24 protein-coding genes are annotated in these 24,191 nt (G+C 67.7%); 10 read left to right on the forward strand and 14 right to left on the reverse strand.

Going from position 1 to position 24,191, the window contains the following annotated elements:
• Window positions 1–3 precede the first annotated feature (3 nt).
• The 7 genes from GGR46_RS24815 to rph all read right to left on the reverse strand — a co-directional run bounded on the left by GGR46_RS24815 (window position 4) and on the right by rph (window position 6,149).
• A complete protein-coding gene (locus GGR46_RS24815; RefSeq protein ID WP_184000829.1) occupies window positions 4–1,185 on the reverse strand; it encodes an alginate export family protein in 1,182 nt (393 codons plus the stop codon).
• The gene (locus tag GGR46_RS24820) at window positions 1,185–2,471 is read right to left on the reverse strand and encodes a nitrate/nitrite transporter (RefSeq protein WP_184000785.1); all 1,287 of its coding nucleotides are present in this window, start codon (window positions 2,469–2,471) and stop codon (window positions 1,185–1,187) included. Before GGR46_RS24820 ends, GGR46_RS24815 begins: the two co-directional genes overlap by 1 nt.
• A gap of 199 nt (window positions 2,472–2,670) precedes the next feature.
• On the reverse strand, window positions 2,671–3,879 hold the full coding sequence (locus GGR46_RS24825) for a CmpA/NrtA family ABC transporter substrate-binding protein (RefSeq protein ID WP_184000786.1): 1,209 nt from the start codon (window positions 3,877–3,879) through the stop codon (window positions 2,671–2,673).
• Complete coding sequence (locus GGR46_RS24830) at window positions 3,876–4,457, reverse strand: ANTAR domain-containing response regulator (RefSeq protein WP_184000787.1); 582 nt, start codon at window positions 4,455–4,457, stop codon at window positions 3,876–3,878. The genes GGR46_RS24825 and GGR46_RS24830 overlap by 4 nt, the downstream gene beginning before the upstream one ends.
• A gap of 71 nt (window positions 4,458–4,528) precedes the next feature.
• A complete protein-coding gene (locus GGR46_RS24835; protein ID WP_184000788.1) occupies window positions 4,529–4,705 on the reverse strand; it encodes a hypothetical protein in 177 nt (58 codons plus the stop codon).
• Window positions 4,706–4,806: 101 nt separating this feature from the next.
• Window positions 4,807–5,439, reverse strand: coding sequence for an RdgB/HAM1 family non-canonical purine NTP pyrophosphatase (gene rdgB / locus GGR46_RS24840; protein WP_184000789.1), 633 nt, complete (start codon window positions 5,437–5,439; stop codon window positions 4,807–4,809).
• Complete coding sequence (rph, locus tag GGR46_RS24845) at window positions 5,436–6,149, reverse strand: ribonuclease PH (RefSeq protein WP_184000790.1); 714 nt, start codon at window positions 6,147–6,149, stop codon at window positions 5,436–5,438. Before rph ends, rdgB begins: the two co-directional genes overlap by 4 nt.
• Before the next feature lie 105 nt (window positions 6,150–6,254).
• Here rph and GGR46_RS24850 point away from each other — a divergent pair, with 105 nt between their 5' ends.
• The 3 genes from GGR46_RS24850 (at window position 6,255) to grpE (ending at window position 8,491) form a co-directional block, all read left to right on the forward strand.
• A complete protein-coding gene (locus GGR46_RS24850; RefSeq protein WP_184000791.1) occupies window positions 6,255–6,767 on the forward strand; it encodes a DUF6438 domain-containing protein in 513 nt (170 codons plus the stop codon).
• Between the two features lie 115 nt (window positions 6,768–6,882).
• Complete coding sequence (gene hrcA, locus GGR46_RS24855; protein WP_184000792.1) at window positions 6,883–7,926, forward strand: heat-inducible transcriptional repressor HrcA; 1,044 nt, start codon at window positions 6,883–6,885, stop codon at window positions 7,924–7,926.
• A gap of 10 nt (window positions 7,927–7,936) precedes the next feature.
• Window positions 7,937–8,491, forward strand: a complete 555-nt coding sequence (gene grpE / locus GGR46_RS24860; RefSeq protein ID WP_184000793.1) for a nucleotide exchange factor GrpE — start codon at window positions 7,937–7,939, stop codon at window positions 8,489–8,491.
• Between the two features lie 97 nt (window positions 8,492–8,588).
• On the opposite strand, the gene GGR46_RS24865 is transcribed toward grpE, so the two are convergent.
• Complete coding sequence (locus tag GGR46_RS24865) at window positions 8,589–9,161, reverse strand: TetR family transcriptional regulator (protein ID WP_184000794.1); 573 nt, start codon at window positions 9,159–9,161, stop codon at window positions 8,589–8,591.
• A 140-nt stretch (window positions 9,162–9,301) separates the two neighbouring features.
• Between GGR46_RS24865 and GGR46_RS24870 the strand changes: the two genes are divergently transcribed.
• The 6 genes from GGR46_RS24870 (at window position 9,302) to GGR46_RS24895 (ending at window position 15,830) form a co-directional block, all read left to right on the forward strand.
• Complete coding sequence (locus tag GGR46_RS24870; RefSeq protein ID WP_184000795.1) at window positions 9,302–10,270, forward strand: SDR family NAD(P)-dependent oxidoreductase; 969 nt, start codon at window positions 9,302–9,304, stop codon at window positions 10,268–10,270.
• Between the two features lie 275 nt (window positions 10,271–10,545).
• Window positions 10,546–10,980, forward strand: a complete 435-nt coding sequence (locus GGR46_RS24875; protein WP_184000796.1) for a DUF1003 domain-containing protein — start codon at window positions 10,546–10,548, stop codon at window positions 10,978–10,980.
• An 80-nt stretch (window positions 10,981–11,060) separates the two neighbouring features.
• Window positions 11,061–11,459, forward strand: coding sequence for a hypothetical protein (locus GGR46_RS24880; RefSeq protein ID WP_184000797.1), 399 nt, complete (start codon window positions 11,061–11,063; stop codon window positions 11,457–11,459).
• A 54-nt stretch (window positions 11,460–11,513) separates the two neighbouring features.
• Window positions 11,514–12,323, forward strand: coding sequence for a ferredoxin--NADP reductase (locus tag GGR46_RS24885; protein ID WP_184000830.1), 810 nt, complete (start codon window positions 11,514–11,516; stop codon window positions 12,321–12,323).
• A 356-nt stretch (window positions 12,324–12,679) separates the two neighbouring features.
• Window positions 12,680–15,430 carry a [protein-PII] uridylyltransferase gene (locus GGR46_RS24890; RefSeq protein WP_184000798.1) on the forward strand — a complete coding sequence of 917 codons (2,751 nt, stop codon included), beginning with the start codon at window positions 12,680–12,682 and terminating at the stop codon, window positions 15,428–15,430.
• A gap of 16 nt (window positions 15,431–15,446) precedes the next feature.
• Window positions 15,447–15,830, forward strand: a complete 384-nt coding sequence (locus tag GGR46_RS24895) for a VOC family protein (protein WP_184000799.1) — start codon at window positions 15,447–15,449, stop codon at window positions 15,828–15,830.
• Window positions 15,831–15,955: 125 nt separating this feature from the next.
• Here the strand turns inward: GGR46_RS24895 and GGR46_RS24900 are convergent, their stop codons facing one another.
• From GGR46_RS24900 to infC, 3 genes are all read right to left on the reverse strand, one after another.
• Window positions 15,956–18,034 carry a sulfatase-like hydrolase/transferase gene (locus GGR46_RS24900; RefSeq protein WP_184000800.1) on the reverse strand — a complete coding sequence of 693 codons (2,079 nt, stop codon included), beginning with the start codon at window positions 18,032–18,034 and terminating at the stop codon, window positions 15,956–15,958.
• Between the two features lie 70 nt (window positions 18,035–18,104).
• The gene (locus GGR46_RS24905) at window positions 18,105–18,980 is read right to left on the reverse strand and encodes a glycoside hydrolase family 16 protein (RefSeq protein WP_343058359.1); all 876 of its coding nucleotides are present in this window, start codon (window positions 18,978–18,980) and stop codon (window positions 18,105–18,107) included.
• Complete coding sequence (infC, locus tag GGR46_RS24910; protein WP_116838799.1) at window positions 18,977–19,510, reverse strand: translation initiation factor IF-3; 534 nt, start codon at window positions 19,508–19,510, stop codon at window positions 18,977–18,979. Before infC ends, GGR46_RS24905 begins: the two co-directional genes overlap by 4 nt.
• A 237-nt stretch (window positions 19,511–19,747) precedes the next feature.
• Here infC and GGR46_RS24915 point away from each other — a divergent pair, with 237 nt between their 5' ends.
• A complete protein-coding gene (locus GGR46_RS24915) occupies window positions 19,748–21,244 on the forward strand; it encodes a glycosyltransferase family 39 protein (RefSeq protein WP_184000801.1) in 1,497 nt (498 codons plus the stop codon).
• On the opposite strand, the gene GGR46_RS24920 is transcribed toward GGR46_RS24915, so the two are convergent.
• The 3 genes from GGR46_RS24920 to thrS are packed head-to-tail and all read right to left on the reverse strand — an operon-like array spanning window position 21,213 to window position 23,973.
• Entirely contained in the window at window positions 21,213–21,659 is a 447-nt protein-coding gene (locus tag GGR46_RS24920) for an acetyltransferase (RefSeq protein WP_184000802.1), read from the reverse strand. The genes GGR46_RS24915 and GGR46_RS24920 overlap by 32 nt on opposite strands.
• Entirely contained in the window at window positions 21,659–21,985 is a 327-nt protein-coding gene (locus GGR46_RS24925) for a YnfA family protein (RefSeq protein WP_184000803.1), read from the reverse strand. The genes GGR46_RS24920 and GGR46_RS24925 overlap by 1 nt, the downstream gene beginning before the upstream one ends.
• Window positions 21,982–23,973, reverse strand: coding sequence for a threonine--tRNA ligase (gene thrS / locus GGR46_RS24930; protein WP_184000804.1), 1,992 nt, complete (start codon window positions 23,971–23,973; stop codon window positions 21,982–21,984). Before thrS ends, GGR46_RS24925 begins: the two co-directional genes overlap by 4 nt.
• Window positions 23,974–24,191: the final 218 nt, after the last annotated feature.

Raw genomic sequence — 24,191 nt, forward strand, 5'->3', positions numbered from 1 at the left:
CACTCACAGGCTGAAATCGAGCTGGAGCCACAGCTTGCGCGTGTCGGTCGCGAAGCTGGCGGCGCGGTAATCGGCATATTTGATCAGGGCGGCGAGGTGCCTGGCCGGCTTGAAGCCGAGCTGCAGGTCCCATTCCTCGCCGTAGCGGCGGGTGTTCCGGTCGCTGTCGAAGCGGTGATAGATCGCCTGGAGCGTGACTGTCGGCGCCTTGCCCAGGGTCAGTGCGTAGCTGCCGCCGGCATAGAGGTCGCGTATGCCGTCGGCCGGGGTGACGAGGAACTTGTCGGCCCAGCCCTGGAACTTGTGGAGCGTGGCCAGCGGCGTCTGGAAGCTGGTGTTCGCCAGCCCCTTGTCGGCGCCCAGCACCTCATAGCCGCCGCTCAGCCCGAAGGCCTTGAGCTGCACCTGCCCCTCGGCGAGCCAGTAATCCGCCGCATAGCGATTGAGATTGTCGCGCCAGTCGGACTGGCGGGCATAGCTCGCGACCAATGACAGCTTGGCCGGGCCGAGGGGCAGGGTGGTCGTCGCCCGCGCGCCATAGGTCTGGCTGGAGAATTGCCGCCGCCCGGTGGCGTCCTGGTCGACCAGATAGGCGAAGGCCTTGGCATTGATCGGGCCCAGCTTCACCGTGGCGCCGGCGAAGACATTGTCGCCGCCGATCCCGGCGATCGGGCTCTCGACGCCGTAGATGGTCCGCGCCGCCCAGGCATAGGTCAGGTCGATCGCCACCGGGCCCAGCGCCTTGCTCTCGACGCGGACGGCGTCGAAGGTCTGCTCGTTCTGCCGCCAGGCGACATTGCCGACGAAGCGCTGGTCATCGAGCGCAATGCGCTGGCGGCCCGCGGTGAAGACCGTGTCCTTCAGCCCGCGATACTGGAGCTGGATCCGGTTGATCTCGACATTCTCGGGATCGGCCACGATGGGGTAGGCGATGCGGCCGTTGACGCTGCTGTTGTAGCGCTCGACCAGCGCCAGCGTGCCTTCGCTCTCGGCGAGCAGCGCGAAATCGCCCTGCTTCAGCTCGAACCCGGCGCGGACCCGCAGCGTGAGCGCATCGGCGTCCCGTGCGATCCCGGCCTGATTGACACCCTCGTAGCGAAGCCGGGCGTCGATCAGCGGCTTCATCTCCTGCGCCGCCGCCGGGGTGGCGACGAGCGCGAAGGGGAGGAGCGCCAGCGCCCGCATCAGATGCGCACCCCCGCAGCTGCCGCCCAGCGCATCCGCCACCGCCCCTTGACGAAGGTCAGCGCGGCGAGGGCGCCGAGCGCCAACATCGCGAAGATCAGGAAGCCGGGGCCGAAGCCGCCGGTTGCCTGGCGCGCGAAGCCGAGCGAGGAGGCGAGGTAGAAGCCGCCCACGCCGCCGGCCATGCCGACCAGCCCGGTCAGGATGCCGATCTCCTTGCCGAAGCGCTGCGGCACGAGCTGGAACACCGCGCCATTGCCGGTGCCGAGCGCCAGCATCGCGATGACGAACAGGGTGAGCGCCACGCCGAGGCTGGCGGGCGAGGTGCTGACGCCGAGCAGCGCTGCAGCCGCGACGATGTAGACGGCGGTCAGCGCCGCCACGCCGCCGACCCGGTCGGCCAGCGCACCACCGAGCGGACGCACCAGCGACCCGGCGAACACGCAGGCCGCGGTGCAATAGCCGGCCATGACCGTGCTGAGGGAGAACTGGTCGGTGAAGTAGATGGTCAGCGACGAGGCGAGACCCGAGAAGCCGCCAAAGGTGACGCCGTAGAACAGCATGAACCACCAGGCGTCGGCAGTCTTGAGCGGCTCGAGATAGGCGGCGAGCGGCTTGGGCGCGGGCTGGTTCGGCGCGTCCTTGGCCAGCACGACATAGACCACCAGCACGATCGCCAGCGGGATGCAGACCAGGCCGAGCACCGCGTTCCAGCCGAACGCCTTGGCGAGCATTGGGGCGAACAGGGCGGCCAGCACGGTGCCCGAATTGCCCATGCCGGCGATGCCCATCGCCTTGCCCTGATGCTCGGGCGGATACCAGCGGCTGGCGAGCGGCAGCGCCACCGCGAAGCTCGCGCCGGCAAAGCCGAGCACGCCGCCCAGCGCCAACGTGCCGGCGAAGCTGTGCACGCCCAGCCGCCAGGCGGTGAGCAGGCCGGCGATCACGATCAGCTGGCCGATCACGCCGGTGCGCTTCGGGCCGATCCGGTCGGCGAGCAGGCCGACGACCAGGCGCAGCACCGCGCCGGCCAGGGTGGGAGTCGCCACCATCAGGCCCTTCTGCGCCGGGCTCAGCCCGATATCCCTGGCGATCTCCGGCGCGAGCGGGCCGAGCAGCACCCAGACCATGAAGGCCAGGTCGAAATAGAGGAAGGCGGCGATCAGCGTCGGCGTGTGGCCGCTGCTCCAGAAAGCCGATTTCGCCTTGCGCTGCGGGAAAGAATCGATGTCGGCGCCCCCGCCGATCGCCTCGAAGCCTTCGCGCGCCAGTTCCGCGATCTTCATTCCTACTGCCTCCCCGTGCCGCAGGCACGAAAAAAGCCGCTGTCGATCTCCCGTGCGGCGGGGATCGGACAGCGGCTTTGCTGAATTCCGGTGGATGCTCGCGCCTACGTCGCCGCGAAGATCCGATATGCGTCACCCGGCCATTCGGGCGACTCGCTTAAGCTGACGCGAAGCGGGCTTCTTCGCAAGTGCAAAAATTTCAGCTTTGTTTCAGCCCGCGCAAATAGGCGTCCAGGTCCTGCGGATCGAAGGCGCGGCCATCGAAGAACCGGTCGGGCGCCAGGGTCAGGCTGCCCTCGTGCGAGGCGGCGGCAAGCGGGCTGGCCAGCGCGCCTTCCACCTTCATGCTCGCCCCCGGCATCGCCACGCCGCGCCCGGCCAGCGCGCTGCGATAGAGATCGGAGCGGAACACGCCCGCCGCGGCGCGCTCGGCCTCGGGGCTGGGCTCGACCAGGTTCCAGCGGACGAACTGCGAATAGATCCACAGCGCCTGGCTGCGCCATGGGAAGTTCGCCGCACCGCGGTGGAATACCGTGAAGTTGGGCAGGTCGACCACGTCGCCGCCGCGCATCAGCGGCATGCGACCGGCGAGCGCCTGGAGGATCAGCTCGGTGGGCTGGCCGACATGGTCCGGACGGGCGAGCAGGGCGGCGAGGTCCTGGTGATTGGCGGGATCGTCGCACCAGGCCGCGGCGCGGTCGAGCGCGCGGAGCAGTCGGCCAAGCTGCTCCGCATTCGCCTCGGCCCAGTCGGCACGGGTGGCGAGGACCTTCTCGACGCCGCGCTGCCAGATGTTGACGCCGGCGGCGGCGATCTCGCCGATCCCCTCGGCCACCGCGACGCTGCTCCACGGCTCGCCGGCGATGAAGCCGTCGATCTCGCCGAGCCGCAGCGCCTGCACCATCAGCGACGGCGGCAGGACGCGCAGCGTCACGTCGCGGTCGGGGTTCACGCCGGCATAGGCGAGCCAGTAGCGCAGCATCAGCGCGTGGCTCGAATAGCGGTGGACGATGCCGATCACCGGCTTGCGGCGATGCAGCCCGATCGCGGCGGCGAAGTCGTGCGCGGTGGCGATTGGATCCTCGACCCGGTTGCGCGGATCGGGATCGAGCGCGGCGGCCAGCTCGGCGGAGAGAGTCAGCGCATTGCCATTGTCGTTGAGCTTGAACGGCGCGGCGATCGCGCAGGGCGCCTGGCTCAGCCCCAGCGTGACCGCCACGGCGAGCGGCGCCAGCATGTGCGCGCATTGCACCTGGCCATAGACCAGCCGGTCGCGCACCGTCGCCCAGCTCGTGTCGCGCACCAGGGTGAGGGCAATGCCCTCGGCCTCGGCAAAGCCGCGTTCGCGCGCCACGATCAGCGGGGCGCTGTCGGTCAGCGGCAGGAAGGCGATCGAAAGCGGCGTCATCGCCCGTCTCCAAACAGGTCGGCGGCTGTGATCAGGGCCTCGGCGACTTCGACGATCCGCCGTCCCTGCTTCATCGCGGTGGTGCGCAGCAGCGCATAGGCCTCGGGCTCGCTGAGGCCGCGGCTTTGCATCAGGATCGCCTTGGCGCGGTCGAGCGTCTTGCGCTCGGCCAGCTCGGTGCGCGCAGCGTCCAGCTCGGTCTGCAGCCGGGAAAAGGCGTTGAACCGGCGGATCGCCAGCTCGAGCACCGGCTTCACCCGGTCCTTGCGGAGCCCATCGACGACATAGGCCGAGACGCCGGCATCGATCGCCGCGCCGATCATGCCGTCATCGGACTGGTCGACGAACATCGCGATCGGACGCGCCAGCGCGCGGCTGACCGCGAGCATCTCCTCCAGCGAATCGCGATTGGCGTTGCCGAGGTTCATCAGCACGACATCGGGGGCCATCCGCTCGAGCCGCGCCACAAAGGCGCCGTGCGGGGGCACGACTTCGATCTCCTCGAAGCCGGCATCGCGCAGACCCTCCTCGAGGATCGTGGCGCGCAGCCCGCTGTCATCGATGATGGCAATACGCAACGTCAGGTCCCCAAGCCTACGCGCGCGAGGCTAGGCCGCCGGTCTCACAGGTCAACGCTGCGGAAAGAGCTTCACAGCGGGCAGGCTTCGCCGCTGCTCGCCGGCTTGTCACGATCGGCGCGCTCCCGCGCCTTCTTCGCCGCATCGCGCTTGCGTCGCGCGTCCCCTGTCTCGTCCTCGATGCCCGTTTCGGTATGCGTCTTGTGGACGTGTCGTATCATCGTCGCCCATTGGCGGAATGAACCCATCTGCGACCCCTCGCTTAAGCTTTCGTAGCGAGGGGTCATAACTTAAGTTTTGATGGGAAGTTGCGGGAAATAAATCCTTAACGCGCCGCGAATCACGTTTCTCAGTCGAGCACCGCCGCGACGAGCTGGCGGAAGGCATCGGCGCGGTGGCTCATCGCGTGCTTGGCGCCGGGCTCCATCTCGCCGAACGTCTCCTGGTGCCCGTTGGGCAGGAACATCGGATCATAGCCGAAGCCCTGGCTGCCGCGCGGCGGCCAGACCAGGGTGCCGTCCACGCGCCCTTCGAACCATTCGACATGGCCGTCGGGCCAGGCCAGCGCGAGCGCGCAGACGAAATGCGCGTCGCGGCTGGTCTCGGGCGGCAGCTTGGCGAGATTGTCCTCGACCAGCTGCATCGCGACGCCGAAGTCCTTGCTCGGGCCCGCCCAGCGCGCCGAGAAGATGCCCGGATCGTTGTTCAGCGCCTCGACGCACAGGCCCGAATCATCGGCCAGGGCAGGGAGCCCCGACAGGTCCGCGGCCTGCAGCGCCTTGAGCTCGGCATTGGCGACGAAGGTCGTCCCGGTCTCCTCGGGCTCGGGCAGGTCGAGCTCGCCCGCCGAGACCGGCTCGATCCCGAACGGGCCGAGCAGTTCGCGGATCTCGCGCACCTTGCCCTGGTTGTGGCTGGCGATCACCAGCTTGCCGGGCTGCAGCTTGCGGATCGCCTGCGGGGTTTCGCCTTCACCGCTCATCCGATTGCCTTCAACTGTGCTTCGAAGATCTGGTTGCAGCCGATGCGCGCGAGGCGGAGCAGGCGGAGCAGCCCTTCCTCGTCATAGGTCGCGCCCTCGGCGGTCGCCTGCGCCTCGGCGATGTTGCCGTTGGAGAGCAGGACGAAATTGGCGTCGGCATCGGCGCCGCTGTCCTCGATATAGTCGAGGTCGAGCACCGGCGTGCCCTGGTGGATGCCGCAGGAGACCGCCGCGACCTGCGCGGTGATCGGGTCTTCCTTGATCAGGCCCTGCGCCATCAGCTTGTTCACTGCGATGCGCAGCGCGACGAACGCGCCCGAGATCGCCGCGGTGCGGGTGCCGCCATCGGCCTGGATCACGTCGCAATCGAGCGTGATCTGGCGCTCGCCGAGCTTCTTGAGATCGGTGACGGCGCGCAGCGAGCGGCCGATCAGGCGCTGGATCTCCTGGGTGCGGCCCGACTGCTTGCCCTTGGCCGCCTCACGCTGGCCGCGGGTGTGGGTCGCGCGGGGAAGCATGCCGTATTCGGCGGTCACCCAGCCTTCGCCCTTGCCCTTGAGCCAGGGCGGCAGCCGCTCTTCGACGCTGGCGGTGACGAGCACGCGGGTGTCGCCGAAGCTGATCAGCACCGAACCCTCGGCATGGCGGGTGAAGTGGGGCTCGATCGTGATCGCACGCATTTCGTCGGGGGCGCGGCCGGATGGGCGCATCTGCTTCAGTCTCCTGCAAGGTTTCTCCGGGCACGTAGACGTAACGGTCGGAACGCGCCAGTGTCGGCAGGCGATCCGCGTATAGGGCCGCAGGGAGAACAGGGTATGCGTAGGCTTTCGATCATGGGTTTGGGTCTGTTGGCGCTGGCGGGCTGCGTGAAGCCGAGCGGCGGTCCGGCCGGGCCGGGCAAGCCCGTCGCGATCGAAAGCGATTCGATCCGGTACGAGACCGGCCCCTGTTACGGGCGCTGCCCGGTCTATGCCGTCACCGTGCGTCCCGACGGCACCGGTGTATTCGAGGGCAAGCGCTTCACCGCGGTGACCGGCGAGAAGGCGTTCAAGCTCAGCCGTGCCGAATATGACGCCTTTGCCGCAAGGCTGGCGCCGTATCGGCCCGAAAGCGGGCAGGTCCGCTATGCACCCGGCGAGAAGAATTGCGAGCCGGCGGCCACCGACGCCTCGAGCGTCGACGTGACCTGGACCCGCGCGATCGGCGACAGCCAGGGCCTGTATTTCTATTATGGCTGCCGTGCGGAAAAGAACCGCCCGCTGGGCCAGGCGCTCGGCGAGGCGGTGGAGGGGTTGCCGATCCATGACCTGATCGGCGAACGGCCGTAATTATCCGTCCCTCGTTATCCCTGCCTTCGTCATCCCCGCCTTCGCGGAGATGACGGTAAAGGTCCGGGATGACGCTGAAGGTTGAGGCGCGGCCGGTTTCCCTTACATAAGCCCCATGACCACCCCGCCGATCCGCGAGCTGACCGACCGCGCCCGCGACGTGTTTCGCATGGTGGTCGAGTCGTATCTGGACACCGGCACGCCGGTGGGATCGCGGACGATCGCGCAGATCTCCGGGCTCAACCTCTCGCCCGCCTCGATCCGCAACGTGATGCAGGACCTGGAGGAGCTGGGCCTGCTCGCCTCGCCGCACACCAGCGCGGGGCGCATGCCGACCGAGACGGGCCTGCGCCTGTTCGTCGACGGCATGATGCAGGCGAACGAACCCTCGGCCGAGGAGCGCGCGGCGATCGAGCGCAACGCCGCCGAGCGGGGACCGGTCGAGGAGGCGCTGGCCAACACCACTGCCGCGCTCTCCGGCCTCTCGGCCTGTGCCGGGCTGGTGCTGGTGCCCAAGGTCGAGCCGGTGCTGCGCCAGTTCGGCTTCGTGCCCCTGAGCCACGACCGCGCCCTCGCCGTGCTGGTCGGCGAGGATGGTTCGGTCGAGAATCGCGTGGTCGAGGTGCCGGGCGGCATGGATCCCACGGCGCTGCAGCGCGCCGCCAATTATCTCTCCGCGACTTTCGGCGGGTTGACGCTCAGCCAGGCCTTTGCCCGGGCGGAGCGCGAGCTCGGGGCGCAGCGCGCGGCGCTCGACAGTGCGGCGGCGGCGCTTGTCGAGCGCGGCCTCGCAGTGTGGAGCGAGGATGGCGGCCGCCGCCCGGTGCTGATCGTGCGCGGCCAGGCCCGGCTGATCGACACCGCCGCGGCCGAGGATCTCGACAAGGTCAGCCAGCTGCTCGACCAGCTCGAAGGACAGGAGGAAATCGCCCGCCTGCTCGATTCGGCGCGCGAGGGCGAAGCGACCCGCATCTTCATCGGATCCGAAAACAAGCTATTCGCGTTGTCGGGGTCGTCGGTGATCGCCAAGCCGGTGCGCGCGCTCGACGGGCGCGTGGTCGGCGTGGTGGGCGTGATCGGCCCGACTCGGTTGAACTATGCGCGCGTCGTCCCCATGGTGGATTTCACGGCGGCCACATTGGCCCGACTACTGGCCTGAACAGGGAATTATGACGGAAGAATCGAAGGTGACGGACTCGGAAGACACGACGCTGCGCGCGGAAACCGCGGAAGCGGCTCCGGAGGTGGCCGAGCATGATCGCGTGGCCGAGCTCGAGGCGCAGCTTGCCGAAACCAAGGCGGCGGTGATGTACGCCCAGGCGGAGACCCAGAATGTCCGCCGCCGTGCCGAGAAGGAAGCGCAGGACGCCAAGACCTATGCCGCGACCGCCTTTGCGCGCGACGTGCTCTCGGTGGCCGACAATCTCAGCCGCGCGCTCGCCGCGATCCCGGCCGAGCTCAAGGAAGACGAGAAGTTCAAGGGCCTGGTGACGGGCCTCGAGGCGACCGGCCGCGAGCTCGATTCGGTGTTCGCGCGCCACGGCATCTCGAAGATCGTCGCGCTGGGCGAATCGCTCGATCCCAATCGCCACCAGGCGATGATGGAAATGCCGAGCGCCGATGCCGAGCCGGGCACGATCGTGGCAGAGATCCAGGCGGGCTACATGATCCGCGACCGGCTGCTGCGTCCGGCGCTGGTCGGCGTGGCGAAGAAGCCGGACTGATCCGGCTGAAAGCGCGAGACGAAGAGGCCGGGGCGATGCTCCGGCCTTTTTCTTTGCGTCCCCCTCTGCTTTCGCCGGCCTTCGCCGAGGAAAAGACTCAGGAAGTCCGCATCCCGGCGATCAGGATGTCGACCAGCCGCCGCGCCGTCTCCTGCCAGCCCGGCCCCGCGCTGGCGACGCCGGCAATCGCGCGGAGCAGGTCGATCGGGTCCATGTCGAGCCGGATCTCGCCGCTCGCCACCGCGCGGTCGGTGAGCAGCGCGATCGCTTCGGGCGTGCCGCTGTTGCAGGCGGCATAGAGCGCCGCTGTGCCGCCGGTGACCGATCCGAACACCGCCGCCATGCCATATTTGGTGCCGAGATAGTCGATGAACAGCAGCAGCCATAGCCGCAACGCCTCGACCGGCGGGTGCGCCGCGCTCAGTTGCGTGGCGGCCGCGGCCAGCTGCCCGGTCTCGTTGCGATAGACCGCCTCGATCAGCGCGTCGCGGGTCGGATAGTGGCGGTAGAGCGTGCCGATGCCCACCCCGGCCTCGCGTGCGATCTCCTCCAGGCTGGCGCTCGGCCCCTTCTCGCCGAACACCGCCTTGGCCGTGTCGAGCAGCCGCAGCCGGTTGCGCTCGGCATCGGCGCGCGGCTTGCGGGAAGGGGAGTCGACAGTTTCGGACACGCGCGCGGGATCATCTCTTGAAAAGCGGAGGATGCCTCCGTATTTATTTCCGGAGACGCCCTCCACTTAGTCTTTCCAAGGTCGCCGGGCAAGGGGCTCGCGGCCGGTGGAGCCGTGCGTCCGCGTGACGGAGACAGGCAATGACCCAGGTTTTCAATGCAGCTTCCACTACCGACGAAGTGCTCGCCGGCGTCGATCTCAGCGGCAAGCGCGTGCTCGTCACCGGCGTCTCGGCCGGGCTCGGCGTCGAGACCGCGCGGGTGCTGGCGGCGCACGGCGCGCAGGTGGTCGGCACCGCGCGCGATCTCGCCAAGGCGGAGCGCGCGACCCAAATGGTGCGCGACCAGGCGGCGAATGGCGGCGGCATCGAACTGGTCGAGCTCGATCTCGCCTCGCTCGCCAGCGTGCGTGCCGCCGCGGACAGGCTGGTGGCCGATGGTCGCACCTTCGATGTCGTGATCGCCAATGCCGGGGTGATGGCCACCCCGCTCGGCCACACCGTCGACGGCTTCGAGACCCAGTTCGGCACCAACCATCTCGGCCATTTCGTCTTCGTCAATCGCATCGCGTCGCTCATCAAGGACGGCGGCCGGCTGGTGAACCTCGCCTCCTCGGGCCATCGCTATGCCGATGTCGACCTCGACGACCCGAATTTCGAGCATACCGCCTATGAGCCGATGGTCGCCTATGGCCGCTCGAAGACCGCGAACATCCTGTTTGCCGTCGAGTTCGACCGGCGCCACAAGGATCGCGGCGTCCGCGCCACTGCGCTCCACCCCGGCGGCATCCAGACCGAGCTTGGCCGCCACATCGGCGAGGACACGCTCGAGCAGGTGATCGGCCGGATCAATGCCGAGCTCGCCGAGCAGGGTCAGCCGCCCTTCCAGTGGAAGACCATCCCCCAGGGTGCCGCCACCAGCGTCTGGGCCGGCTTCGTTGCTCCGGCGGAGGAAGTCGCCGCGCGCTATTGCGAGAATTGCCATGTCTCGCAGGTCACCGACGGCCTGATCAATCCGGTGAGCGAAGGTGTGCGCTCCTATGCGCTCGATCCGGAGAGTGCGAAGGCGCTCTGGACGAAGAGCGAGGAGATGGTCGGCGAGCGCTTCTGAGGCCCCTTCAAACCCGCCCCCTCCGGGGGAGGACTGGTCCAAGATCGGCTGCCCCTCCAAACATGACGGCTTTTTCATTTGTAAACCGGGGGCGAGGGGACCATCTCGCCCTCGGGTGCACAACCGTGCAGCCACAACCGCCAGCTCCGAGAATGGGGTCATGTCCAGCAACGACCATAGTCGATCGACCGTGCCGTCCAGGGCCGCCGCGCTGAGCTGATCCGCTCACCTCCTGCGCAGCCGCCCCGGACGGCCGGTCGGCAGTGAGGTGTATTATGAACGCAGCCATCCGTTTCCTCGCGGATCTTCGCTTCTTCAGCGTGGGTCGCGATCCCCATGCGCTGTTCGACGAGCGGCAGACCTTCGGGCAGAAGCTCGCCGATCGGGTGGCCGCCGTGGGCGGCTCCTGGGGTTTCATCATCAGCTTCGGGCTGTTCCTTGGTGCCTGGGCGGTGCTCAATACCGTCCTGCTCGGGGCGCATGCCTTCGATCCGTTCCCCTTCATCTTCCTCAACCTGATGCTGTCGATGCTCGCCGCGCTGCAGGCACCGATCATCATGATGAGCCAGAACCGCCAGGCGGCGAAGGATCGGTTCGAGGCGCGGCTCGATTACGAGACCAATCTGCGCGCCGAGGCGCAGATCGACAGCCTGCACCACAAGATCGACCTGCTCACCGCCGAGATCGCCCGGCTTTCGCGGGTCGATTGAAACTACGCTATTGCTAATCATTCGCAAATAATTCTATGGCGATCCCGGCCCGCGGATACCCTGCGGGCAGGGGATCGCCATTGTACCAGTTCCTCGATCGCTCCGCTGCCGAGCTCGCCTATGTCGACCAGCTGCTGCTCACCTCGATGCGGCAATGGGTGGCGACGATGCGCGCCGGGCGCTGCCCGTGCAGCGTGCTCGGGCCGGTGCTGCGCGGGCGCGGACTCGTCGAGCTGCTCCCCGATCTCAACATGGCGATGCTGCTGATCGAGCGTGAGGCGCTGTCCCAACTTTGCTTCAAACCGCCCTTCGCGGCGGAAATTGGCGACGACGAGGCCTTGCTCCTTTCGCTGCATGCGCTAGCACGCGCCGGCGCGCAGCCGCGCGTCGACGCGGTCATCGAGCAGATCGTGAAACCCGAAGCGCGCCTTCCGCTCTCCGTGGCGGTGGCGCGTATCGCCGTTGCTTTCGCGCGTTGAAGTAAAATTACGTTGCAGCGCACCGTGGAATTGGAAAGAGCCGACCTCGTGAATATGCATGCCCGCCCGCCCATCGTCCTGCCCGAACACCCCGCTTTCCAGACGGCTGCGGTGCGCTGGGTGAAACATTGGAACGAGCATCTGTTCAGCTTCGCGATCGAGCGCCCCGCGAGCTTCCGCTTCCGCGCCGGCGAGTTCGTGATGATCGGCCTGGAAGGCGAGGGCAAGCCGCTGATGCGCGCCTATTCGATCGCCAGCCCGACCTGGTCGGACGAGATCGAGTTCCTGTCGATCAAGGTCGAGAACGGTCCGCTCACCTCGCGCCTGCAGCTGATCCAGCCGGGCGACCAGATCTATCTCGGCAAGAAGCCCACCGGCACCCTCGTCGCCGACGCGCTGCTGCCCGGCAAGCGCCTCTTCCTGCTGTCGACCGGCACCGGCCTGGCGCCGTTCCTCAGCATCGCCCGCGACCCCGACACCTATGACCGGTTCGAGCAGATCGTCATCGTCCATTCGACGCGCCGGGTCAGCGACCTCGCCTATCATGACGAACTGACCGCGCAGCTGGCCAACGATCCGCTGGTGGCGGACCAGGCGCTGCTCCAGTTTCACTATATCCCCACCGTGACGCGCGAGCCGTTCCGCACCAGCGGGCGCATCGGCCAGCTGATCGAGAATGGCTGGCTGTTCAAGGCGCCGGTGCAGGGCCATCCCGAGCTCAACCCGGAAACCGACCGCGTCATGCTCTGCGGCTCGAACGCGATGATCAAGGACTTCGCGCAGATGCTCGAAGGGCACGGCTTCGAGGAAGGTTCGAATGCCAACCCCGGCAGCTTCGTCCTGGAACGCGCCTTCGTCGGCTGAGGCCACTAATTCCTCCCCGAGCTTGTCTCGGGGAGGGGGACCGCCGCCGAAGGCGGTGGTGGGGGGGCCGGCGCAACGCGCCGGTGCCCGGCGCGCGCCTCCACCCCGACGCTGCGCGTCGCGGTCCCCCTCCCCCAGTAAGCTGGGGGAGGAATTTACGGATGCTTGCAATGTAGGATTCCCCCTGCTGTCTTCGCTGAATGGCGCGGCAGGCATTCCGATTTAGGGGTGATTCGAACCGCGGCCCGCGCCGCCCGGGCAAAGTGAAACGATTTGCCGCGACTCCCTTCACTTTGCGGCCTCGAGTCAAGATTTCCGGCTTTGCACCCGGCCCGCGCGCGCCCTATCTCAGCCGCATGTCCAACCGCTTCGACAACGTCCCGAACCGCCGCGCGCTGATCGACCGGCGTGGCGTTGCCGAGCGGCTGCACGCGCTCCAGGCCAAGGACAGCGCGAAGCTGCGCGCCGCGGGCACCAGGGAGCTGCAGGCCGCGCTCGATGCCGGCCGCGCCGAGATCGCCCGCCGCCTTGCCGAGCATCCCTCGCGCGGGCACGAGATCGCCGCGTCGGGCGCCTTCCTGATCGACCAGCTGCTCCGTTTGCTCTGGGACTTCACCGTCGAGCGGCTTCATCCCAACCCCAATCCCAGCGCCGCCGAGCGCATGGTGCTGATCGCGGTCGGCGGATACGGCCGGGGCGAGATGGCGCCGCACTCCGATATCGATATCGGCTTCATCACCCCGTGGAAGGTCACCGGCTGGTGCGAGCAGGTCATCGAATCGATGCTCTATTCGCTGTGGGACATGCAGCTGAAGGTCGGCCATTCGTCGCGCTCGCTCGACGACATGGTCCGCCAGGCCAAGGCCGATGTAACGGTACGCACCGCGCTGCTCGAGGCGCGCTATGTCTGGGGCGATACCGCGCTCTATGACGAGGCCGCCGCGCGCTTCAAGGCGGAGGTCCAGGCCGATACCGCGCGCGCCTTCATCGCCGACAAGCTCGCCGAGCGCGAGGCGCGGCACAAGCGGATGGGCGACAGCCGCTATGTCGTCGAGCCCAATATCAAGGAAGGCAAGGGCGGGCTGCGCGACCTGCACACGCTCTTCTGGATCGGCAAATATGCGTACAATGTTCGCGAGACCGCCGAGCTGGTCGAGAAGGGGCTGCTCACCAAGCTCGAATATCGCCAGTTCCGTCGCGCCGAGAATTTCCTCTGGGCGGTGCGCTGCCATCTCCATCTGATCACCGGCCGTGCCGAGGACCGGCTGACCTTCGACGTCCAGCGCGAGATCGCCGAGCGGATGCGCTATGCCGATCGCCCGGGCATGTCGAAGGTCGAGCGCTTCATGCGCTTCTACTTCCTCCAGGCGAAGGGCGTGGGCGATCTCACCGGCGTGTTCCTCGCGCATCTGGACGAGAAGTTCGCGGCGCGCGGTTCGCGCTTCGGCTTTCCCCAGCTCTGGCGGCGGCCGCGCAAGCTCAAGGGCTTCACCCTCGACCGCGGCCGGCTGGCGATCCCGCGCGACGATTATTTCCGTGAAGACCCGGTCCGCCTGATCGAGCTGTTTCAGCTCGCCGATCTCCACAAGCTCGAGGTCCACCCGCTGGCGATGCGCGTCGCCGCGCGGGACGCCAAGCTGGTCGACGATGTCCGCGACGATCCCCGCGCCAACGCGCTGTTCCTCGACGTGCTGACCTCCCCGCGCGATCCCGAGACGGTGCTGCGCTGGATGAACGAGGCGGGGGTGTTCGGCCGCTTCGTGCCCGACTTCGGCCGGGTCGTCGCGCAGATGCAGTTCGACATGTATCACCACTATACGGTGGACGAGCATTCGATCCGGGCGATCGGCCTGCTAAGCCAGATCGAGAAGGGCGAACTGCGCGACGATCATCCGCTCGGCACCAGCATCTTCAAGCAGATCGCCCAGCGTCGCGCGCTCTATGTCGCGGTGCTGCTCCATGACATCGCCAAGGGGCGCGGCGGCGATCACTCGATCCTGGGCGCCGAAGTCGCCGAGCGGCTCTGCCCGCGGCTCGGCATGAGCCCGGCCGAGACCGAGGCGGTCGCCTGGCTGGTGCGCTGGCACTTGATCATGTCCGCCACCGCCTTCAAGCGGGACCTGTCGGACTTCAAGACGATCCTCGATTTCGCCGGCCAGGTGCAGAGCCCCGAGCGGCTGCGCATGCTGCTGCTGCTGACCATCGTCGATATCCGCGCGGTGGGGCCGGGCGTGTGGAACGGCTGGAAGCGCCAGCTGCTCGCCGATCTCTATGACGGCACCGAGGAAGTGCTCCGCCTCGGCCACAAGCAGCGCGGGCGGACCGAGCGGATCGCGGCCAAGCAGGAGGAGCTGGCCCAGCTGCTCCGCTGGGACGAGCCGCGCATGGCCGCGTTCAAGAAGCGGATGACCGAGAGCTACTGGATCGCCGAGCCGGCCGACGTGCTCGAGCGCAACGCCAAGCAGATCGATGCGGCGGGCGATGCCCAGCTGTCGGTGGAGGCGCAGGTCTATCCCGAGCGCGGTGCGACGCTGGTGACGGTCTATGCCGCCGACCATCCCGGCCTGTTCTACCGCATCGCCGGCGCGATCCATGTCGCGGGCGGCAACATCATCGACGCGCGCATCCACACCACGCGCGACGGCATGGCGCTCGACAATTTCCTGATCCAGGATCCCCTGGGGCGGCCTTTCGACGAGGAGGCGCGGCTCAACCGGATCAAGACGACGATCGCCGACGCGCTGGCCAACCGGGCCAAGCTGCAGGACCGGTTGAAGGCCAAACCGCTGGTCCGCCCGCGTGCGGAAGCCTTTGCGATCGAACCCAATGTGCTGATCGACAACAACGCGTCGAACCGCTTCACCGTGGTCGAGATCAACGCGCGCGACCGCCCGGCGCTGCTGTTCCACCTCGCCTATGCGCTGTTCCAGTCGAAGGTGACGATCCATTCCGCGCATGTCGCCACCTATGGCGAGCGCGCGGTCGATACCTTCTACCTGACCGATCTGATCGGCGATAAGATCGAGGCCGGGTCGCGACTGAAGACGATCGAGCGCCGCTTGCTCGAGGCCGCGGCAGGTGACGGGACGGTGGCCGAAGCCGCCTGACGAAAGGGGATCGACGATGCCGGTTGTGGGATTTGGTGGCTTCTTCTTCCGGGCGCAGGATCCCGAGGGGCTCAAGGCCTGGTATGGCGAAGTGCTTGGCGTCGGCGGCGGGTTCGGCGCGGACGAGAGCGGCCAGTCCAGCCCCTGGTTCTGGCATCCCGAACCCGGCGGAGTCGTGTTCGAGCCCTTCAAGGCATCGACCGACTATTTCGCGCCGGACAAGAGCTATATGCTCAACTTCCGCGTCCGCGATCTCGACAGCCTGCTCGAGCAGCTCAACGCCCGCGGCATCGAGATCACCACCAAGGACGAATGGGACACGCCCGAGACCGGTCGCTTCGCGCGGATTCACGATCCCGAGGGCAACCCTATCGAATTGTGGGAGCCGCCGGCGGCGTGAGCCTATTCCGTTGTCCCGGCGAAAGCCGGGATCTCGTGCGGCCCCTGTCCTGCCGTTCGCGCCATCGCCTGAGATCCCGGCTTTTGCCGGGATGACGGGTTGGGACCGGGATGACCGATTGGGGACTACAGGTCGCGCAGCTCAAGGTGTCGGAGCAGCTTGGCGAGCTTGTCGGCCTCCTGCTGCAACTCCGCCGGCAGCCCGTCGCGGATCGTCGGCGGGGTCACCGCGACCTGCACTAGGTTGTGCGCCTCGATCGCGTCGCTGCGCAGGTCGTACATCTCCCATTCCTGCGGCTCGTGGCCGGACGGGTCGAAATAGCGGACCAGCTTGAATTCCCGGGTGCGCACCGCGCGGACATGGTTGGGCTGCTTCACCGGTCCGCGGCGGAGCGAGACGGGCCCCTTGCCGTCGGTGCCGTGGATCACGCTGTCGACCACGTCGAGATAGACGTCGAACTCCTCATAGCTGTGCCGTTCCTGCGCAGTGCGGGAGATCGGCAGTGGCGCGGTGATGTCGTCGTCGGTGATGAACAGCACGCCTTCGCGTTCCTGCCCGTCGGGCTCGACGATCGGCGTGGTGGCGACGACGCCCTTGCTGGCTGCGTCGGTGATGATCGCCGACAGGTCGACGCCGGGCAGGGGCGGCACCGGGCGGCTCAGTGCCAGCTTCTGGCTGATCGCGTGCCGGTCCTCCGCGCCCACACCGGCCAGGCCGAGGATGGTCGGCAGGATGTCGATATGGCTGGTCAGCCCGTCATATTGCGCCGGCTCGGGTGCGACGGTGTCGGGCCCCAGATCGCGCCTGCCCTTGGGGAATTGCACCACCACCGGCACGTGCAGCGCCTCCTGATAGGCGGTGTACCATTTCTCGATCATCATGCCGTGCGCCGCGGCATATTCGCCGTGGTCGGTCAGGAACACGACGATCGTGTTGTCGGCCTGGCCCGATTGCTCGAGCGCGTCGAGCACGGCGTCGATGTGCTGGTCGACCACCGCGTGCAGCCAGGCGTAGAATTGCAGGAACTGGACGCAGTTCGCATCGGGCCCGCCCTGATCCTCGGTGGCGAGCTGGAAGGGGATGCAGCTCTTCAGCGATTCCTCCAGTGCCAGCCGCTTGCGGCGCGCGGCGGCCTTTTCGGGATCGAGGGTTGGGTCGAGGCCCTGTTTCTCCAGCCAGCCCTGGCCGGCGGTGACCAGGCCGTTGACGATGTTGAACCCGCCCTTGGCCGCGAGCGCGAGGCCGACCTTGTACGCCGCCTCGTGCTGCGCGCTCGGCTTGGTCGAAAGGTCTTCGTTCTGGGTCGGGGAGGCGAAGGCGCATTCCTGGGGGAAGTCGAGCGGGTTGAGCGGGATCTGCATCGATCCGGCGATCGGGGCGGGCGTCTTCTGGTGCTTGCCGGGAATTGTCAGCGGTCCGAAGATCGACTGGGTGCCGCGCGCGCCATCCCCCGGCAATGCCTGGGCGATCACGCCTGGATAGGTCGCGATGTCGTGCGGGTTGGTGAAGGATACGACCGCGAACCAGGGCGGGATGCTGTTCACGTCCGGGCCGGTCGAGGCTGGGTCCTGCACCGCCATCTCGGCCGAGACGCGGTTGTAGTTGAGCGCCAGCCCCTGGCGGCGCAGGAAGCTGCAGGCGCTGTCGGTGAAGCCGGCGTCGCGGTAGATGCCCAGATTGTTGGGCTGGGCGCCGTGCGGCTCGGGATAGCTCTCTTCCCAATTGTCGAAGCCGTAGCGCTTCAGGCTGTGCTCGGGCGGGTTGGAGACGTGCCACTTGCCGAAATAATGGGTGGAATAGCCCGCCTCGCGCATCCAGCTGCCCAGGGTCGGGATGCCGTCGGCATCGAGCCAGGGGAAATTGGGCGAATCGCCGTTCTTGAACAGCCCGTCGGTCTGGGTGACGCCGGTGCGGGTGCCGTATTGGCCGGTATAGATCACCGCGCGGCTGGGTGTGCAGGCCGATGCCGCGATCGTGTGGTTGCGCAGCACCACGGCGTTCTCGCGCAGGCGCAGCAGCCCGGGGAAATATTCGGCGTAGCGATTGTGGGTGCCGATCTCGCCCTGGAAGCCGAGTATCTCCTTCAACTCCGCATCGAACCCGGCCTCCGGGCCGTAGCTGAAGCGGGGAAAGCGATACTGGTCGCAGGTGATGAGCAGGATGTTCGGACGCGCGGTGGCGTCCCCGGCAGCGCTGGTCGCCATGATTCCCTCTCCCCAAGTCGGGCGGGAGGATGCGCCCAGGCCGGGCAGGCATCAACGAGGGATGGCACCGTTATCGAGGTGTCGGCGCTTGCCATATCCGGACATGGTCGATGTCCATCCGCGCCGGGAAGGCGGCGGAGTCGATGCCCTTCTGCCCGCCCCAGCCGCCGACGGCGATATTGAGGATCAGATATTGCGGCTTGTCGAACGGCCAGGTGGCGGGATCGCCCTTGTGGTCGTTGTCGAAGCGCATGAAGGCGCGGCCGTCCCTGCCGATCAGGATGCGGTCGGCGTTCCAGTCGAGCTGGTAGGTGTGGAAGGCGGTGCAGGCATCCGGGATCAGCGTGTTGGCGCCGCGCTGGGTGTGGGCGACATGGTTGTACGCCTTGGTGTGGATCGTGCCGTGCACCCGGCCGGGATCCCAGCCGACATGCTCCATGATGTCGATCTCGCCCAGCGCCGGCCAGCCGGCCTTGCCGTCGGTGCCGAGCATCCAGATCGCCGGCCAGATGCCGCGCCCGCAGGGGAGCTTGGCGCGGACCTCGATGAAGCCATAGGTCCAGGAAGCGGGGGTGACGAGCTTGCCCGAGGCATAGTCCTGCCCGCCGAAATCGGGGCGGCCGGCGAGCCGCTCCTTGCGCGCCTCGAGGATCAGATGCCCGTTCTCGACGCGGACATTCTCGCGGCGATCGGCGGCGTAATATTGGAGTTCGTTGTTGTACCAGCCCGCCTGGTTGCGGCTGGTATCGTAGCGCCACTTCGCCGGATCCGGCGCGCCGGCCTTGTCGAATTCGTCGGCCCAGACCTGCCGGTAGCCGGCCGGCACCGCCATCGGTTCGCTGGTTTCGGACGTCGTGGAGGAGGCGGCAGTGGTTTCCTGTGCCGCCACGGGCAGGGGGAGAGCGGCGAGGGCCGCGATCAGCAGCCCTCGCGCCTCGTGCCTCACTTGGGCGCCAGCACCATCAGCATCTGGCGGCCTTCCATGCGCGGATAGCTCTCGACCTTGGCATCCTCGGCGCAATCCTCCTGGACGCGCTTGAGCAGGTTCATGCCGAGCTGGCCGTGCGAAAGCTCGCGGCCGCGGAAGCGCAGGGTGATCTTCACCTTGTCGCCTTCGCCGATGAACTTGTGAACGGCCTTCATCTTCGTATCATAATCATGATCGTCGATGTTCGGACGCATCTTGATCTCCTTGATCTCCTGCGTCTTCTGGCTCTTGCGGGCGAGGTTCGCCTTCTTCTGCGCCTCGTACTTGAACTTGCCGACATCGAGGAACTTGGCGACGGGCGGGTCCGCATTGGGGGACACTTCGACCAGGTCGAGCCCATGCTCCTGCGCCTGCTCGATCGCCTCGCGCGTGTACATCACGCCGAGATTCTCGCCCTCGTGGTCGATCACACGGACCTTGGGCGATTGAATGAATTCGTTAAACCGCGGACCGTTCATCGGCGGTGCCACCATCGAGCGGCGATTCATGGGCGGACGTATACGACTTGCTCCTGTTGTTGCAGACTCGGGGTTTGGGCGGCTCAATAACGCAGGAAGCTGGACTTCGGTAGTCCGGATGCCAGCGTCTCCGCCGAAATTCCGCGCACTGTGGCGCAGTAACCGCAGATATTGGGTTTCCGGGCGCCGCATGCAAGCCCGACACGGGCAGGGTTAGCGATCGCTTAGGGCCGATCCGGCATGGAGAGCGGCGAAAGGGGAGAAGGCATGGCGGGGGGCGCCGGGTTGCAATCGGGCATGGCGAAGGGGTGGGGTCCGGCCTGGGCACTGCCGCTCGGGCTGTTGCTGGCGCTGGTGATCGCCTTTCCGCGCAGTTTCGTCGGTGGCGGGGGCGACGACTGGTATTATCTCGAGGCGGCGCGCTGCGCGGCCGAGCATGGCTGGTGCGTGCCGACCACCCATTGGGCGGCGCGGTTGCCGCTGGTGCTGCCGATGGGCGGCACGCTGGCGCTGCTCGGTCCGGCGGCCTGGGTCGTGGCGCTGGTGCCGCTGGCCTATGCCATTGCCGGGCTGGTGCTGTTCGTCGCGAATGTCGAGCATCGCTTCGGTCGCCTGCAGGGAATGGCGGCGGGAGCGGCGTTCGCACTCACGCCGATCGTGCCGCTCAATAGCCTGATCCCGCTGGTCGACCTGCCCGAGTTCGCCTGGACGATGGCGGCATTGCTTGCGCTCCAGCACGGGCTCGATCGCCGGAATGCACGCCTGGCCGCGCTGGCCGGTGCGGCACTGGCGCTGGGGGTGATGACCCGGACCAGCCTGGTCGCGCTATTTCCGCTGTTCGGCATCGGCTGGCTGTTCCTGGATGCAGGCAGGCGTCGGCTGGCATTGCCCTTCGCCGCGGCCTTCGGGGCGGTGCTGGCGGCCGAGGCGCTGTTCCACCTGCTCACCGCCGGCGATCCGCTGCTCGGCTGGCACCTGGCCTTCCGCCACACGCAGATCGCCACCAGCGAGCTGCCGGCGGGGCTGGACGTGGGGCACAGCCCGCTCTTCAACCTCGAGCTGATCCGGCATTGGCGCCGCGGGATGGGGATCGAGGTCCATTGGACGGTCGACCCGCTGCTCAACCTGCTCGCCGATCCGCTTTCGGGCCTGACCTGGTGTGGTGCCATCGCGCTGGCGGTGGCGCGGGTGCGGGACTGGCGACGCGATCGCTGGCTGCCCGGGCTGGCGGTGGCCGCGCTGCTGCATTTCCTCCTGATCACCTATGTGCTGGCCATCGACCCCAAGCCACGCATGTTCCTGCTGGAGACCGCGACGGCGGGGGCGACGATCGGGGTGCTGGGCGTCGCCGCATGGCGGAGTGGCAGCCGGGTGTTCGTTGCGATCCTCCTCGCCCTGATCGCCGGGCGCGCATTGCTGATGGGCTATGACCAGACCGATATGGGCCAGGTGCGCCGGGTCGCGGCGGCGTGGCTCGCCGCTGCACCGCATGGGAGCGTCGCCACCGACGAGTGGACGCGCCGGACCCTTGCGCTGGTGCCTGCGGCACGCAGCCTGCCGCCTGTCGAGGCGGCGCCCGGACGGGATCGGCTGTATCTGGGGCGGGAAGCCTGTGGGGGCGGCAGGGTGTTGCAGGCGCAGGGCTTCGTGCGCCGGGATCCGGCGGTACTGGCCTGGCTTCGCAGCCGCCGCGTGCTGCTGGCACCGCAGGCGCCGCTCCGCCTCTGCCTGGTCAGGCCGCCCCGCCATGGCGCAGGTGGATGATCGGATAGGGACGGCCCTGCGGATCCCGCTCCGACCGCCCGATCCTCACGAAGCCCCGGGCCTCGTAGAAGGGCAGGGCATTGTCGGCCTGCTCGTTGGCATCGACCCTGGCATCCGGCGACAGGCTGAGCGCATGCTCGACCAGCGCAGTACCGAAGCCGCGGCCATGGGCGGCGGGATCGACGAACAGGGCGTCGATCATGTCCCCGTCGAGCGCCAGGAAGCCCTGCACCGTGCCGCCCTCGTCGTCGACCAGCCAGAGCGGGGCGTGGGGCAGGAACTGCTCGGCGACCAGCGTGTCGATCTCGGCGCGATGCTCCGGGCTGAGGAAGCCATGCGTGGCATCGACCGCGGCACGCCAGATCGCCAGCGCTCGCGGCACATCGGCGTCGTTGCCCAGGCGGATGCGCGGCATCAGCGGCGTCCCCAGAGGATGACGAGGCAACCGGCCACCGCCAGCGCCGCCCCGGCCAGGTCCCAGCGGGTGGGCGTCACCCGCTCGACCAGCACCAGCCAGCCGAGCGAGGCGAGGATGTAGATCCCCCCATAGGCGGCATAGGCCCGCCCGGCCGCATCGGCGCTGCTCAGCGTGAGCAGCCAGGCGAACAAAGCCAGCGAGACGCCGCCGGGGACCAGCCACCAGGACGATTTGCCCAGCCGCAGCACCGCCCAGAAGGCGAAGCAGCCCGCGATCTCGGCCAGCGCGGCGCCGGCATAGATCGTGAGCGTTGCCGGGTTCACACCAGATCCGGCGGAGTCGCCTCGGCCACCAGCTTCGCCACGACCTCGTCGAGGCTCAGCATCTGCTGGCCCTGCGAGCCGAGCACGCGCAGCGCCACGGTGCCTTCCTCGGCCTCGCGCTTGCCGACGACGAGCAGGTTCGGGACCTTGGCCACCGAATGCTCGCGGACCTTGTAGTTGATCTTCTCGTTGCGAAGATCGGTCTCGACGCGGATGCCCGCGGCCTGGAGCCGCTTGGTCACCTGCACGGCATAGTCATCGGCGTCCGACACGATCGTCGCCACCACCGCCTGGGTCGGCGCGAGCCAGGTCGGCAGCTTGCCGGCGAAATGCTCGATCAGGATGCCGATGAAGCGCTCGTACGAGCCGAAGATCGCGCGGTGGAGCATCACCGGGCGGTGACGCTCGCCATCCTCGGCGACATAGGACGCGTCGAGGCGCTCGGGCAGCACACGGTCCGACTGGATCGTGCCGACCTGCCAGGTGCGGCCGATCGCGTCGGTCAGGTGCCATTCCAGCTTCGGCGCATAGAAGGCGCCTTCTCCGGGCAGCTCTTCCCAGCCATATTCTTCCGTAGCCATGCCGGCGCGGACCACGGCGTCGCGCAGTTCGGCCTCGGCCTGGTCCCACATCTCCTCGGTGCCGAAGCGATTGTCGGGACGCAGCGCCAGCTTGATCGAATAGGTGAAGCCGAAATCCTTGTAGACGCGGTCGGCGAGCTGGCAGAAATCCTGCACTTCGTCGACGATCTGGTCCTCGCGGCAGAAGATATGGCCGTCGTCCTGGGTGAACTGGCGGACGCGCATCAGCCCGTGCAGCGCGCCGTGCGGCTCGTTGCGGTGGCAGCAGCCATTCTCGACCAGGCGCAGCGGCAGGTCGCGATACGACTTGATGCCCTGCTTGAAGATCAGGATGTGCGCCGGGCAGTTCATCGGCTTGAGCGCCATCCACTGCACGTCCTCCGACACCATCGGACCTTCGTCCTCGATGTTCGGCGTCTCGTCGGGGATGACGAACATGTTCTCGCGATACTTGCCCCAGTGGCCGGACTGCTCCCACTGGCGCGCGTCCATCACCTGCGGCGTCTTGACCTCGCGGCTGCCCGCGGCATTGACCGCACGGCGCATGTAATCCTCGAGCGCGCGGTAGATGACATAGCCGTTGGGGTGCCAGAACACCGAGCCATGCGCTTCCTGCTGGAGGTGGAACAGGTCCATCTCCTGGCCAAGCTTGCGGTGGTCGCGCTTGGCGGCCTCCTCGAGGCGCATCATGTGCTCGTCGAGCTGCTTCTTGTTGAGCCAGCCCGTGCCATAGATGCGCGAGAGCATCGCGTTCTTCTGGTCGCCGCGCCAATAGGCGCCCGAGACGCGCGTCAGCTTGAAGGCGTTGGGATCGACCTTGCCGGTGGAGGCGAGGTGAGGCCCGCGGCACATGTCGAGCCAGGCGTCCTCGCCCTTGCCGGCGCGGTAGACGGTAAGCTCTTCGCCCTCGGGCAGTTCCTGCGCCCATTCGGCCTTGAAGGTCTCGCCCTGCTTGGTCCAGCGATCGATCAGCTGCTGGCGCGACCAGACCTCGCGGATCAGCGGCTCGTTCTTGCCGATGATCTTGCGCATCTCGGCTTCGATCGCCGGCAGGTCCTCCTCGGTGAAGGGGCGGTCCTTGGGGGCGAAGTCGTAATAGAAGCCGTCGTCGGTCGCAGGGCCGAAGGTGATCTGCGTGCCGGGGAAGAGGTTCTGCACCGCTTCGGCAAGGATGTGCGCGAAGTCGTGGCGCGCGAGCTCGAGCGCATCCTTCTCGTCCTTCGAGGTGACCAGCGCGAGCTGGGAATCGCCCTCGAACGGACGGCCGATGTCGCGCAGCTCGCCATCGACGCGCGCGGCGATCGCCGCCTTGGCCAGGCCCGGACCGATCGCGGCGGCGATGTCCGCCGGGGTAGTCCCCGGGGCTACCTCGCGGACGGAACCGTCGGGCAGCGTTATGCGGAACATCTCGGACACGGGTTTGACTTTCGTGAGGGTTGATTGGAGCGCGGCTTATGCCTTCGCGGGCGCGATATAAGCAAGCGCTCGCAAAATTGCTTGTCGGAAGGGGCGGCAAAGTGAAGGGAATCGCATCCTATCATTTCACTTTGACCCGCGGCTCCGATCGCTTTCCCGGCGATCGATTCTGCAGCCCCGTTGCGCATGCATCGGCGGTGACAGACAAA

This window comes from Sphingomonas kyeonggiensis (assembly GCF_014196745.1).
Lineage (GTDB): Bacteria > Pseudomonadota > Alphaproteobacteria > Sphingomonadales > Sphingomonadaceae > Sphingomonas > Sphingomonas kyeonggiensis.

What these genes read in the sequence shown, in the direction of transcription:
- GGR46_RS24815 (WP_184000829.1), bottom strand. Translation starts at nt 1,185, where the DNA reads ATGCGGGCGCTGGCGCTCCTCCCCTTCGCGCTCGTCGCCACCCCGGCG.
- GGR46_RS24820 (WP_184000785.1), bottom strand. Translation starts at nt 2,471, where the DNA reads ATGAAGATCGCGGAACTGGCGCGCGAAGGCTTCGAGGCGATCGGCGGG.
- GGR46_RS24825 (WP_184000786.1), bottom strand. Translation starts at nt 3,879, where the DNA reads ATGACGCCGCTTTCGATCGCCTTCCTGCCGCTGACCGACAGCGCCCCG.
- GGR46_RS24835 (WP_184000788.1), bottom strand. Translation starts at nt 4,705, where the DNA reads ATGGGTTCATTCCGCCAATGGGCGACGATGATACGACACGTCCACAAG.
- rdgB (WP_184000789.1), bottom strand. Translation starts at nt 5,439, where the DNA reads ATGAGCGGTGAAGGCGAAACCCCGCAGGCGATCCGCAAGCTGCAGCCC.
- rph (WP_184000790.1), bottom strand. Translation starts at nt 6,149, where the DNA reads ATGCGCCCATCCGGCCGCGCCCCCGACGAAATGCGTGCGATCACGATC.
- GGR46_RS24850 (WP_184000791.1), top strand. Translation starts at nt 6,255, where the DNA reads ATGCGTAGGCTTTCGATCATGGGTTTGGGTCTGTTGGCGCTGGCGGGC.
- hrcA (WP_184000792.1), top strand. Translation starts at nt 6,883, where the DNA reads ATGACCACCCCGCCGATCCGCGAGCTGACCGACCGCGCCCGCGACGTG.
- grpE (WP_184000793.1), top strand. Translation starts at nt 7,937, where the DNA reads ATGACGGAAGAATCGAAGGTGACGGACTCGGAAGACACGACGCTGCGC.
- GGR46_RS24870 (WP_184000795.1), top strand. Translation starts at nt 9,302, where the DNA reads ATGACCCAGGTTTTCAATGCAGCTTCCACTACCGACGAAGTGCTCGCC.
- GGR46_RS24875 (WP_184000796.1), top strand. Translation starts at nt 10,546, where the DNA reads ATGAACGCAGCCATCCGTTTCCTCGCGGATCTTCGCTTCTTCAGCGTG.
- GGR46_RS24885 (WP_184000830.1), top strand. Translation starts at nt 11,514, where the DNA reads ATGCATGCCCGCCCGCCCATCGTCCTGCCCGAACACCCCGCTTTCCAG.
- GGR46_RS24890 (WP_184000798.1), top strand. Translation starts at nt 12,680, where the DNA reads ATGTCCAACCGCTTCGACAACGTCCCGAACCGCCGCGCGCTGATCGAC.
- GGR46_RS24895 (WP_184000799.1), top strand. Translation starts at nt 15,447, where the DNA reads ATGCCGGTTGTGGGATTTGGTGGCTTCTTCTTCCGGGCGCAGGATCCC.
- GGR46_RS24900 (WP_184000800.1), bottom strand. Translation starts at nt 18,034, where the DNA reads ATGGCGACCAGCGCTGCCGGGGACGCCACCGCGCGTCCGAACATCCTG.
- infC (WP_116838799.1), bottom strand. Translation starts at nt 19,510, where the DNA reads ATGAATCGCCGCTCGATGGTGGCACCGCCGATGAACGGTCCGCGGTTT.
- GGR46_RS24915 (WP_184000801.1), top strand. Translation starts at nt 19,748, where the DNA reads ATGGCGGGGGGCGCCGGGTTGCAATCGGGCATGGCGAAGGGGTGGGGT.
- GGR46_RS24920 (WP_184000802.1), bottom strand. Translation starts at nt 21,659, where the DNA reads ATGCCGCGCATCCGCCTGGGCAACGACGCCGATGTGCCGCGAGCGCTG.
- thrS (WP_184000804.1), bottom strand. Translation starts at nt 23,973, where the DNA reads ATGTTCCGCATAACGCTGCCCGACGGTTCCGTCCGCGAGGTAGCCCCG.